10 protein-coding genes are annotated in these 11,079 nt (G+C 70.2%); 5 read left to right on the top strand and 5 right to left on the bottom strand.

The window, feature by feature from the left end; translation table 11 throughout:
- Window positions 1–380: 380 nt before the first annotated feature.
- Together JFN87_RS28670 and JFN87_RS28665 are read left to right on the top strand one after the other, a co-directional pair.
- A complete protein-coding gene (locus JFN87_RS28670; protein ID WP_245182238.1) occupies window positions 381–1,067 on the top strand; it encodes a DUF4232 domain-containing protein in 687 nt (228 codons plus the stop codon).
- 293 nt (window positions 1,068–1,360) lie between these two features.
- Entirely contained in the window at window positions 1,361–1,603 is a 243-nt protein-coding gene (locus JFN87_RS28665) for a DUF397 domain-containing protein (protein WP_209344671.1), read from the top strand.
- Window positions 1,604–1,645: 42 nt separating this feature from the next.
- On the opposite strand, the gene JFN87_RS28660 is transcribed toward JFN87_RS28665, so the two are convergent.
- Window positions 1,646–2,182: an ATP-binding protein gene (locus JFN87_RS28660; protein WP_209344669.1), complete on the bottom strand. Its 537-nt coding sequence runs from the start codon at window positions 2,180–2,182 to the stop codon at window positions 1,646–1,648.
- 331 nt (window positions 2,183–2,513) lie between these two features.
- On the opposite strand from JFN87_RS28660, the gene JFN87_RS28655 reads away from it, so the two are divergent.
- Together JFN87_RS28655 and JFN87_RS28650 are read left to right on the top strand one after the other, a co-directional pair.
- On the top strand, window positions 2,514–3,383 hold the full coding sequence (locus JFN87_RS28655) for a Sco1979 family transcriptional regulator (RefSeq protein ID WP_307865626.1): 870 nt from the start codon (window positions 2,514–2,516) through the stop codon (window positions 3,381–3,383).
- Between the two features lie 73 nt (window positions 3,384–3,456).
- Window positions 3,457–4,923, top strand: a complete 1,467-nt coding sequence (locus JFN87_RS28650; protein ID WP_209344665.1) for an aldehyde dehydrogenase family protein — start codon at window positions 3,457–3,459, stop codon at window positions 4,921–4,923.
- A gap of 30 nt (window positions 4,924–4,953) precedes the next feature.
- Here JFN87_RS28650 and gad read toward each other — a convergent pair whose 3' ends face one another.
- Both gad and JFN87_RS28640 read right to left on the bottom strand, forming a co-directional pair.
- Window positions 4,954–6,393, bottom strand: a complete 1,440-nt coding sequence (gene gad / locus JFN87_RS28645; RefSeq protein ID WP_209344663.1) for a glutamate decarboxylase — start codon at window positions 6,391–6,393, stop codon at window positions 4,954–4,956.
- Between the two features lie 63 nt (window positions 6,394–6,456).
- Window positions 6,457–6,828 carry a YbjQ family protein gene (locus JFN87_RS28640; protein WP_209344661.1) on the bottom strand — a complete coding sequence of 124 codons (372 nt, stop codon included), beginning with the start codon at window positions 6,826–6,828 and terminating at the stop codon, window positions 6,457–6,459.
- A 213-nt stretch (window positions 6,829–7,041) separates the two neighbouring features.
- Here JFN87_RS28640 and JFN87_RS28635 point away from each other — a divergent pair, with 213 nt between their 5' ends.
- The gene (locus tag JFN87_RS28635) at window positions 7,042–8,376 is read left to right on the top strand and encodes a DedA family protein (protein WP_209344660.1); all 1,335 of its coding nucleotides are present in this window, start codon (window positions 7,042–7,044) and stop codon (window positions 8,374–8,376) included.
- 43 nt (window positions 8,377–8,419) lie between these two features.
- Here the strand turns inward: JFN87_RS28635 and JFN87_RS28630 are convergent, their stop codons facing one another.
- Window positions 8,420–10,060, bottom strand: coding sequence for a threonine/serine exporter family protein (locus tag JFN87_RS28630; RefSeq protein WP_209344658.1), 1,641 nt, complete (start codon window positions 10,058–10,060; stop codon window positions 8,420–8,422).
- A 206-nt stretch (window positions 10,061–10,266) separates the two neighbouring features.
- Entirely contained in the window at window positions 10,267–10,764 is a 498-nt protein-coding gene (locus tag JFN87_RS28625; RefSeq protein ID WP_209344656.1) for an inorganic diphosphatase, read from the bottom strand.
- Window positions 10,765–11,079: the final 315 nt, after the last annotated feature.

The raw sequence follows: 11,079 nt of genomic DNA, 5'->3' as shown, positions 1-11,079 counted from the left end.
GCCCGCACCGTCGAGGGGCGGCGCGCTCGCTGCCGTGTGCCGCGCACCGCTCGGCGTGGCGCCGCCGGTGGCGTCACCGCCGCCGCACCCCGCAAGCAGCAGAGCGGCGGCCGCCAGGCCGGCCATCGCGACTCCCGCCCCAGCCCCGGACCTTGTGTACCCGCGCACGGCCATGCCCCCTGAGATCCCCGGATCGCCGGACGACGGCCAAGCCTATGGCCCGGCCCGCACGTCACAGCTTGTCATCCCGCATGTCACAGCCACGTCCTGAGAGGCGGGAGCCGAGAACAAAATCGGCTTGGCCTGGATCCAAGCAGGTAGAGAGGTACCCGACCCGGTCGGATCCGTATGCCGTCCGTATGCCAATAGATGGAGCAGCCATGCCTGGGAAGAACATGAAGAAGATGTCGGCGCTCGCACTCGTCGCCGTGGCGGCGAGCTTCTCGCTCACCGCCTGCGGCGGCGGCGACTCCAGCGGCAGCGCCGCGGGGGCGGCTTCCAGCGCGCCGGCGGGAGGCGGCGGGACGCCCCTGGGCGCCGCCTCGGACGGCTCCGGCTCCGCCTCCACCCCGCCCTCGGGCTCCGGGGACAGCGCTTCCGGCTCGAACGCCGCTGCCGGTTCGGGCAAGGACACGGGATCCGGTACGGGAGGAGGCGCCGGCTCGTCGTCGGGAGGTGCCTGCAAGACCGCGAACCTGGCCTTCTCCGCCTCCGGCGGCATGGCCGAGGGTGAACTCCTCGTCAACCTCAAGAACACCTCGTCCACCGCCTGCTCGATGCACGGCTTCCCGGGCGTCGACCTCAAGGGCGTCTACGGCACCGAGCACGCCACACGCTCCGCCATGAACGTACCCACCGTGAAGCTGGCCGCCGGGCAGGAGACGCACTTCACGCTGCACTACCCGCCCAACCACACCGGCGGCTCCGGCGTCACCTTCACCAAGATGATCGTCACCCCGCCCAACGAGACCCACTCCCACACCCTGAACGCCGGCATCAGCATCCCCGTCACCGACAAGTCCGGCGGCCCCGGTATCACCGTCGACCCTGTCGGCGCGGGCAAGTAACACCAGCCCACTGAGAGGGAGCGGCCAGGGTGGGGAAGGGAATGGGCGGCGGCATCGACGTAATTCCGGGTAGGGGAAACGTCTTTGCTGCCGTACCGTGCGCTCTGTTCAGAACTGGAGTTCGTTCCCGCACTCGAACGAGGCGTTCACTCAGCGCACCGGGAAAGCTCCTTAGCGTTCGTAATCGCGTCAACACCGACCGTGCACGTGCATTTGCTCATGCAGAAGCGCGTGAACACGGCTATGATCCCGCCCAGTTGTCAGCGGTATCCAGCAACTCCCAGGAGCAACCTGTGCGACACGTGTACAACGGCATGGCGGCGGCGGAGCTGCCCGACGTGGCGTGGCAGAAGAGCGGTTTCAGCAACTCCCAGGGGACATGCGTGGAGTTCGCCAAACTGCCGGGCGGTGAGGTCGCGGTGCGCAATTCCCGCTTTCCGGACGGGCCCGCCCTCGTGTACACGCCGGCGGAAATCGAGGCGATGCTCCTCGGCGTGAAGGCCGGTGAATTCGACCATCTGGCCGTCGCGAACTGAGCGCATGGCGCGCGGCGGCGGTACGGCGGCGCGCGGGGCCGCTCAGGCCTCCGCGGCCCTCGGTGAAGCCACCGCCGAAGCCACCGCCGGCGCCTCAAGCGTGAACACCGCCCACACCACCTTGCCGTTCAGCGTCCCCGTCAGGGGATGCCACCCCCAGCTGTCGCTGAACGACTCGACGAGGAACAGGCCGCGCCCCGACTCCGCCGCGCAGTCCTCGTCGGCCTCGCGCGCCTCGGGGCTCTCCCTGCTCGGATCGCGCACCGCGCACACGAGCCGCGTGTTCCACCGCATCAGGTGAAGCCGCACCGGCCGCTCCTGACCCTGCACCACCGACGCGCCCGGCAGCGCGTGCCGCAGCGCGTTGGTGACGAGCTCCGAGACGACGAGCGCGATGTCGTCGAACCGGTCGTCGAGCGTCCACTCCCCGAGCGTCGTGCGCGTGAACTCCCGCGCCGAACGCACCGCTTCGTACCGGGCGGGCAGCGCGCACGAGGCGGCTCCTGCCGCGCCTGAGGGGTCGATCGGCGGAAGGCCCTGCCTCAACGGCGCGAGCACGGTCGATCCATTCGTCCCCATGCGAGGCTCTCCCGGGTTTCGGCGGCCGTGCCGGGGCCCGGTGGTGGGTACGGGCAGCGGTATGGCCGCGGGGGGTGCGCGTGAGCCATGGTTCCGAATGTGGGCTGCGGATGCAAGGGCAGATGCACGTGCACATGACTGATATGAGCAGTTTTGCCCCTTCTCATCCCCTTTATCGGTCCGGCCTCTTACCGCCACTTCCGGCCGCTTCTTCCAGGCTTCGTCATTTCCGTAACCGGATGAGTACGCCCCGAAGCGTTTTGATGGCACAATCCGGCAGTCGGGGTCCGGGGGCTCCGGCAGACGGCATGGGATGGGGAGGGTTGACAACGTGACCGCAACCGAATCGGGCGGTTCCGTGGTGCGGCGCATCTTGCTGGGCTCGCAGTTGAGGCGTCTGCGCGAGGCGCGCGGCATCACCCGTGAGGCCGCCGGCTACTCGATCCGCGCGTCCGAATCCAAGATCAGCCGGATGGAGTTGGGGCGGGTGAGCTTCAAGACGCGGGATATCGAGGACCTGTTGACGCTCTACGGCGTCAGTGACGAGCGCGAGCGCTCCGCGCTGCTCGGCCTCGCGCGCGAGGCCAACGTGGCGGGCTGGTGGCACAGTTACAGCGACGTCCTGCCCGGCTGGTTCCCGACCTACGTGGGCCTTGAGGCCGCCGCCTCGGTGATTCGTGTGTTCGAGGTGCAGTTCGTGCACGGCCTGCTGCAGACGGAGGGCTACGCGCAGGCCGTCATCACCCGCGGCATGAAGGACCCGGAGGAACAGCGGGAGGAGATAGACCGCAGGGTCGCGCTGCGTCTCGAACGGCAGAAGAAGCTGGTCTCCGAGCACGCGCCGCGGTTCCACGCCGTGCTCGACGAGGCCGCGCTGCACCGCCCCTACGGCGGGCGCGAGGTGATGCGGGACCAGCTGGAACACCTGGTCGAGATGTCGGAGCACCCGAACGTCACCCTCCAGGTGATGCCGTTCAGCTACGGCGGGCACACGGCCGAGACCGGCGCGTTCTCCCTGTTGACGTTCCCGGAGCCCGACCTCTCCGACGTCGTCTACACGGAACAGCTGACGAGCGCGCTCTACATCGACAAGGCGGAGGAGGTCGGCCTCTACACCGGCGTCATGGACTCGCTCACCAGCGAGTGCCCGGGGCCGGACGAGAGCCGGGACCTTCTGCGCGAAATGCTCCAACAGTACTGAGAACTCAGTACGATGAGGCCCACTCAGGCGGCGCGAGCGAACGCCGACCCCCCAGTGCCAGCAAAGGGATCACATGTCCTCCTTCACCGAACTGGGCCACCAGTACATCGACGGGGAGTGGCGGGCCGGCACCGGCTCGTGGGAAATCATCGACTTCGACCCGTACACCGGCGAGAAACTCGCGGCGATCACGGTCGCGACGGTGAAGGAGGTCGACGCCGCGTACGAGGCGGCGCGGCGCGCGCAGGACGGCTGGGCCAGGTCGAGCCCTTACGACCGCAGGCGGGTCTTCGAGCGCGCGGTGCGGGTGATCGAGGACCGCGCGGAGGAGTTCGCCGAGGTGCTCACCGCCGAACTCGGCGGGAACCGCGCCAAGTCGGCCGTCGAGCTGGACTCCGCGTGCGAGCACCTGCGCGCGGCGATGTCGATGGCGGTCGCGGCGGACGGCGCGCTGTTCCCCTCGCCCGAGGCGGGCCGGGAGAACCGGGTGTTCCGCAGACCCGTCGGGGTCGTGACGGTCCTGAGCCCCTACAACTTCCCGCTGGCCACGGCACTCATGTCGGTGGCGCCCGCGCTGGCGCTCGGCAACGCGGTCGTCCTCAAGCCGAACCAGAACTCGCCCGTCTCGGGCGGCGGGATGGTCGCGAAGATCTTCGAGGAGGCCGGGCTGCCCGCCGGTCTGCTCAACATACTGATCACGGACATCGCGGAGATCGGTGACGCGCTGATCGAGCACCCGGTGCCGAAGGTGATCTCGTTCGCGGGCTCCGACGCCGTCGGCCGCCACGTCGCCGAGCTTGCGGCGCGCCACCTGAAGCGGACGGCGCTGCAACTCAGCAACAACGCGGCCTTCGTCGTCCTGGACGACGTGCGCGGCGAGCGCCTCGACTACGCGGTCAGGGCCGCCGTCAGCAGCCGGTTCTTCTACCAGGGCCAGGTCTGCATGGCGGCCAACAGGATCCTGGTCGACCGCTCGGTGGAGGCGGAGTTCACCGAGAAGTTCGTCGCGGCCGTCCGGGCGCTGAAGGTCGGCGACCCGAGGGATCCGGGCACCCACCTCGGCCCACTCATCAACGCCAAGCAGGTCGACGCGGTCAGGACGATCGTCAAGCAGGCGCTCGACGAGGGCGCCACGGCGCTCGTGCACGGGGCGTCGTACGGCAACTTCGTCGAGCCGACGGTGCTGACGGGCCTGCCGGAGCGGTCGCCGGTGATGCGGCAGGAAATATTCGGACCCGTCGCCCTCCTCGCCGCGTTCGACGGCGAGGAGGACGGTATCCGGATGGCCAACGACACGCCGTACGGCCTGACGACGGCCGTGCATACGGCGGACCTGGAGCGCGGGGTCCGCGTGGCGCGCCGCATCGGCGCGGGCATGGTCCATGTGAACAGCACGACCAACCTGCAGGACGTCACCGTCATGTTCGGCGGCGAGGGCCTCTCCGGACTCGGCAGGCTCAACGGCAGGCACTCGGTCGACCTGTTCAGCACGGAGCAGTGGGTGTCGGTGCGCGAGGACATGCCCGAGGTGCCGCTCTAGGCGGCCCCTCGGGCCCGACTTGGACTGCCGTCAGTGGTGGAACGAGGTGGCCGCCGCCTTGTCGCGCGAGAACGGGCGTTCCTGCTCGCGCAGTTCGGGCAGCAGCCGCTCCAGGTCCGCGACGAGCAGGGTGGCGAGGTCGGCGGAGAAGCCGTTGCGGCAGACCACGCGCAGCACCGCCAGGTCCTCGCGGTTCTTGGGGAACGTGTACGCCGGCACCAGCCAGCCGCTCTCCCGCAGTCGCCGCGAGACGTCGAACACGTCGAAGTTCGTGACGTGTTCCGCGGTGGTGAAGGCGAAGACGGGCAGCTGGTCGCCCTTCGTCAGCAGCCGGAAGTCGCCGAACTCGTCGATGCGGCGTGCGAGGCCCATGGCGATGTCACGCGACGTCCGCTGCACGGCGCGGTAGCCGTCCCGGCCCAGGCGCAGGAACGTGTAGTACTGCGCGACCACCTGCGCGCCCGGCCGCGAGAAGTTGAGCGCGAACGTCGGCATGTCGCCGCCCAAATAGTTGACCTTGAACACCAGCTCCTCGGGCAGCTCCTCCTGGGAGCGCCACAGCGCCCAGCCCACGCCCGGGTAGACGAGACCGTACTTGTGGCCCGAGGTGTTGATGGACGAGACGCGCGGCAGCCGGAAGTCCCACACCAGGTCCTCGTCGAGGAACGGCGCGACCATCGCGCCGGACGCGCCGTCGACGTGGACGGGGATGTCGAGCCCGGTGCGCTGCTGGAGGTCGTCGAGCACCGCGCACAGCTCCGCCACGGGCTCGTAGGAGCCGTCGAACGTCGACCCGAGCACGGCGACCACGCCGATGGTGTTCTCGTCGCACAACTCGGCCGCGGCGGCCGGGTCGAGGTGGAAGCGGTCGCCCTCCATGGGCACCTGGCGCATCTCGACTTCCCAGAAGTCGCAGAACTTCTCCCAGCAGACCTGCACGTTGATGCCCATCACCAGGTTGGGCCGCGCGCTCGCCGGGTATCGGTCGGCGTTCTTCTTCGCCCAGCGGCGCTTGAGCGCCATGCCCGCGAGCATGCAGGCCTCGCTCGAACCGGTGGTCGAGCAGCCGACGGCACGCGACGGGTCCGGCGCGTGCCACAGGTCGGCGAGCATCGTCACGCAGCGCCGCTCCAGCTCGGCGGTGCGCGGGTACTCGTCCTTGTCGATCATGTTCTTGTCGCGGCACTCGCTCATCAGGACGTCGGCCTGGGGTTCCATCCAGGTGGTGACGAACGTGGCGAGGTTGAGCCGCGAGTTGCCGTCGAGCATCAGCTCGTCGTGTACCAGCTGGTAGGCGGTCGCGGGCGGCATGGGGCCGTCGGGCAGCTGGTGGGTGGGCGGCGCGGCGTTCATGTCGCCCACCGGGTCGGCCGCCCCGTAGAAGGGGTTCAGGGACAGCCTCCTGACCTCGTCGGACGATGCGGCGGTGGCGGACGGGCTGCTTTCGTTACCGCCCTGGTGCAGGGTCATCGGTGGATCTCCTCGCGACGGGTGCGTCCAACTGGGCGAGCATACGAAGCCGGGCGGGACGCGTCAGGGCGCGGTCTTCGCCACCACCGCCGCCGTGCCGTACGCGCACACCTCCGTGCCCACCTGCGCCGCGTCCGTCACGTCGAAGCGCATCATCAGGACGGCATTGGCGCCGCGCGCGCGTGCCGCCTCGATGAGGCGCTCCATCGCCTGGTTGCGCGTGGCGACGAGCGTCTTCGTCAGTCCTCTGAGCTCACCGCCCACCATCGACTTGAGGCCCGCGCCGATCTGGGAGCCCATGTGGCGCGAGCGCACGGTCAGGCCGAAGATCTCGCCGATGACCTCCTGCACCTGGTACCCGGGTACGTCATTCGTGGTGACGACGATCACATCCGTCTCGCTGCTGACGCCGCCGCTGTAATCCTCGATGGGCATGGGCCCCGTCCTTTCGCCGGTGTGAGGACCTTCGTACCAGCAACTGCCCCGTGGTGCCGGGTGGAACCGGGGGACTCGCGCGGGCGTTGATAGCTTGGGGCAGCCGACGGACGCCAGTGCCGTGGCAGGCATTGGATCCCCGGCGCGACGCCGACCGGTACGCACGACCGCCGTCGGCGGTCGACCGACCACCGACTCAGGAGTCCGGAACACGTGACCACCCTCGCTCTCGGCCCAAGCTGGATGGATCCCGATCACCTGATCTCGACCTTCGGCGTCATCGGCCTCCTGATCGTCGTCTTCGCCGAGTCCGGGCTGCTCATCGGGTTCTTCCTGCCGGGTGACTCGCTGCTCTTCACCGCGGGCCTCCTCATCACGACGGGCAAGCTCGGCACGCCGCTGTGGCTGCTGTGCCTGCTGGTGTGGTTCGCGGCGGCGCTCGGCGACCAGGTCGGCTACCTGTTCGGGCGCAAGGTCGGGCCCGCCCTGTTCAAGCGGCCCGACTCCAGGCTGTTCAAGCAGGAGAACGTCGAGAAGGCGCACGCCTTCTTCGAGAAGCACGGGCCGAAGTCGCTGATCCTCGCGCGCTTCGTGCCCATCGTGCGGACGTTCACGCCGATCATCGCGGGCGTCAGCAGGATGGACTACCGGTCCTTCCTGATCTTCAACGTGATCGGCGGCGGGCTCTGGGGCATCGGCGTCTCGGTGCTCGGCGCGGTGCTCGGCAAGGTCTCGTTCGTGGCGGGCCACATCGAGCTGATCCTCGTCGCGATCGTCGTCGTCTCCGTCGTCCCCATCGCGATCGAGTACCTGAGGTCCAGGGGCAAGGCGGACAAGGACGGGGCGGGGGAGCCGCCCGCCTCCGCGCCGTCGGAGCCCTCCGCGCCCTCGGCGCACGGTCCCGGGCGGCAGGCGGACCCGACGTCGACGATGCCGATGCCCTCGCTCTCGGAGCTGCCGGACCCCTCGGACCGGCCGGGGAGCGACGGGCACCACGGCGAGGACGGCGGTCAGGACCGGGGCGACGCCCGGGGCTCGTACGCGCAGGGCCCGCAGGCCGCGGGCTGGGGCGCGGCCGCCGCGGGGGGACAGCAGGCGGCCGGCTATCCCGGGCAGCAGCAGTACCAGTCGCAGGCGTATCAGCAACAGCCTCAGCAACAGGGTTATCAGCAGCCGTACCAGCAACAGGGTTATCATCAGCCTCAGCAGGCGGCGTACGGGCAGCAGGCGTACCAGCAGGAGCAGTACCAGTCGCAGCCGTATCAGCAACAGCCCCAGCAACAGCAGTACCAGCAACAGGGCTATCAGCAGCAGCCTCAGCAGGCGGCGTACGGGCAGCAGGGCTACCAGCAGCAGTACGGCCAGGCGGGCGGCTACGGCGACCAGAACGGTTACGGCCAGCAGCAGCAGCAGCAGCAACAGCAACAGCAGCACCAATACCAGCAGCAGCCCGATCAGCAGCAGCCCTACGGGCAGGCCCCCCGGGCCCCCCGGGCCCCGCAAGCTCCCGACGAGGACGGCCAGGGCCGCGACCCGCGCCGTTACTGACTGCTGACGGGCCGGGCGGCGGCCCGCCGTCCGGCCCCGGCCGTCAGAACCCGCGCGTCCGCTTCGCCGCGCGCCGCGCCGAGCCGCGCGTGGCACCCGGCGCCCGCAGGAACAGCCGGGAGATCTCGCCGCCGAGGTTGACGCCCACCGCGATCGCCAGCGCCAGCGCCACGGCCTTCGACAGGGACGCGAGCCCCCGGTCGAGCTCGTTCTGGGCGATGCCGAGCAGGCCGAAGTACGTCGCGGAGCCCGGCAGCAGCGGCCCGATCGCGGCCGTCACGTACGGCAGCGCGCTGGAGAACTGGTAGCGCGAGAACAGCTGGCCGAACAGCCCCACGAGGCCCGCCGCGACCGCCGTCGCCACGACCGGGTGGATGTGCGCCGTGTAGTGCATCGACCCGTAGACCAGCCAGGCGACGCCGCCGTTGAGCGACACCATCAGCACCGTCCGCCGCTCCTGCTGCAGCAGCACGGCGAACGCGAGGCTCAGCGTCACGGACACGATGATCTGCGCCACGGGCCGCTGCGAGTTGACGGGGGCGGCATCCGGGTTGAGCTGCGCGTCCAGGTGCACGCCCAGGTACAGCACGATCAGCACGCCGATCACGATGGCGATGAAGAAGTACATGACTTCGAGCAGCCGCGCGGCGGCCGTGATGTAGTACCCCGTCAGGCCGTCCTGCACGCCCGCGACCAGCGCGCGCCCCGGCAGCAGCGCGAACAGCCCACCGGTGATCACCGCGGACGGCTTGCCGTCCCAGGCGACCCACGAGCCGAGCAGCGTCAGCGCGACGCCCATCGCGGCCGGCGGCATCGCGGCGACCACGAACTGGTAGAACTCCGGCAGCCCGCGCCCCGCGCACAGCCACGCGAGCCGGTCGCCGAGCATGGCGCCGACCATCGCCGCGAGGAAGACCACGAAGTCACCGCCGACGAGCACGGCGGCCGAGCCGGCGAGCACGCCGTTGGCGGCCGTCAGAACCCAGCCCGGGTAGGGGTGGCGGTTGCGGCGGATGGAGGCGAGGCGGCGGTAGGCCTCCTCCAGGGTGACGTCCTCGTCCTCGTTGGTGATGTCGTCGACGAGGTCGAACACGGCGGACAGGCGCGTGTAGTCGGTGCCGCGCCGTCGCACCACGCGGCTCGCCGTCACCGGGTCCTCCACCAGCGAGGGCTGGTGGGAGATCGAGATGAGTGTGAACGTGACGTTGGGCTCGCTGCGTTCGAGGCCGTACGCGTGGCTCACGGCGAACATGGCCGCCTCCACGTCCTCGGCGCCCTCGCCGCCCGCGAGCAGCAGCTCGCCGATGCGCAGCGTCAGGTCGAGCACGCGGGGGACCGCGGGTCCCGTCACGTCGTGGCGCTGCACGATCTCCGGCAGCGGCCTGTCGCCCACGGGCATGCGCAGCAGCGTGCGCATGCGGTCCTGCCAGGGCGCCTCCTTGGTGAGGCGCACCATGGGCACGCCCTCGGCGGGCGTGAAGGCCGTAGGCAGCGTCGACGTCCGGGTGAACGACGGCGGGGGCGCGGGCGGCTGCGTGCTCACGCCCTGGGGGAGCGCGAACTCCGACGTGGGGCTCTCGTCCTCGGGCGCGGGCGGCTGCGGCACGCCGAGGGGCGGGGTGAAGGCGCTGTGGGCCTCTTCGGAGGAAGGCCTCGGGTCCTCGGGACCGTCAGGGTCGGCCACTCGTCACACGCCTCGTTCCTTACTCGCACGGCCTCCTGCCGCGTCTGCCCAGTATGCGCACGTACATCACCCGGGACACGCCGACAATCCCCGCACGGCACGCGAACGGGCGGCGCGCCTGCCATCAGGCGCACCGCCCGTGCGGGCCGTGCTCGTACGCGCTCAGGGCGTACGCCGTGCGCGCTTCCCGCGCGCCCGGCGCACGCTCAGTGGTGAGCCCCGCCCTGCGCCTCGAGACGCTTGCGCGAGGCGTCGATCTCGGCCTCGGCCTCGGCGCGGCCCACCCAGTCGGCGCCCTCGACGGACTTGCCGGGCTCCAGGTCCTTGTAGACCTCGAAGAAGTGCTGGATCTCCATGCGGTCGAACTCGGAGACGTTGTGGATGTCCTGCAGGTGCTCCACGCGCGGGTCGGACGCCGGCACGCACAGCAGCTTGTCGTCGCCGCCCGCCTCGTCCGTCATGCGGAACATGCCGATGGCGCGGCACTTGATGAGGCAGCCGGGGAACGTCGGGTCGTCCAGGAGGACGAGCGCGTCGAGCGGGTCGCCGTCCTCTCCGAGGGTGTTCTCGACGAACCCGTAGTCGGCGGGGTACATGGTCGAGGTGAAGAGACGACGGTCGAGGCGGATCCGGCCGGTCTCGTGGTCCACCTCGTACTTGTTCCGCGATCCCTTGGGGATCTCGATGGTGACGTCGAACTCCACGGGGGGTTCCTCCAAGATCAACACAGGCGGTTGTGACGCGTGCGGATGTGACGGTGGCGACGGTGCTCTGCTCCGCCCCCCTGGCAGGGACGACGGGCGCGGCGCGTGACGCAGTGATTAAGTGTCCCCCACGAGGTAGTGCGGTCGCGAAAGGGGCTGGTCAGCCGTGCTCGATCGGAAAGCCTGGCAGGTCACGGCGGGTTCCGCGGTCGTCGGCCTGCTGGCCGCCGCGGGCGCGGTGGCGGCGGCCGGTCCCTGGGACGGCGGTCAGCGCAGGGCCGAACGGGCGTGGGCGGCCGGTCAGGGCGGCGCGGG

Origin of the sequence: Streptomyces montanisoli, assembly GCF_017813245.1 — a bacterium.
GTDB classification, from domain to species: Bacteria; Actinomycetota; Actinomycetes; order Streptomycetales; family Streptomycetaceae; genus Streptomyces; species Streptomyces montanisoli.
This window is presented reverse-complemented; position numbering and strand designations above follow the sequence as displayed.

What these genes read in the sequence shown, in the direction of transcription:
- JFN87_RS28670 (WP_245182238.1), top strand. Translation starts at nt 381, where the DNA reads ATGCCTGGGAAGAACATGAAGAAGATGTCGGCGCTCGCACTCGTCGCC.
- JFN87_RS28660 (WP_209344669.1), bottom strand. Translation starts at nt 2,182, where the DNA reads ATGGGGACGAATGGATCGACCGTGCTCGCGCCGTTGAGGCAGGGCCTT.
- JFN87_RS28650 (WP_209344665.1), top strand. Translation starts at nt 3,457, where the DNA reads ATGTCCTCCTTCACCGAACTGGGCCACCAGTACATCGACGGGGAGTGG.
- gad (WP_209344663.1), bottom strand. Translation starts at nt 6,393, where the DNA reads ATGACCCTGCACCAGGGCGGTAACGAAAGCAGCCCGTCCGCCACCGCC.
- JFN87_RS28640 (WP_209344661.1), bottom strand. Translation starts at nt 6,828, where the DNA reads ATGCCCATCGAGGATTACAGCGGCGGCGTCAGCAGCGAGACGGATGTG.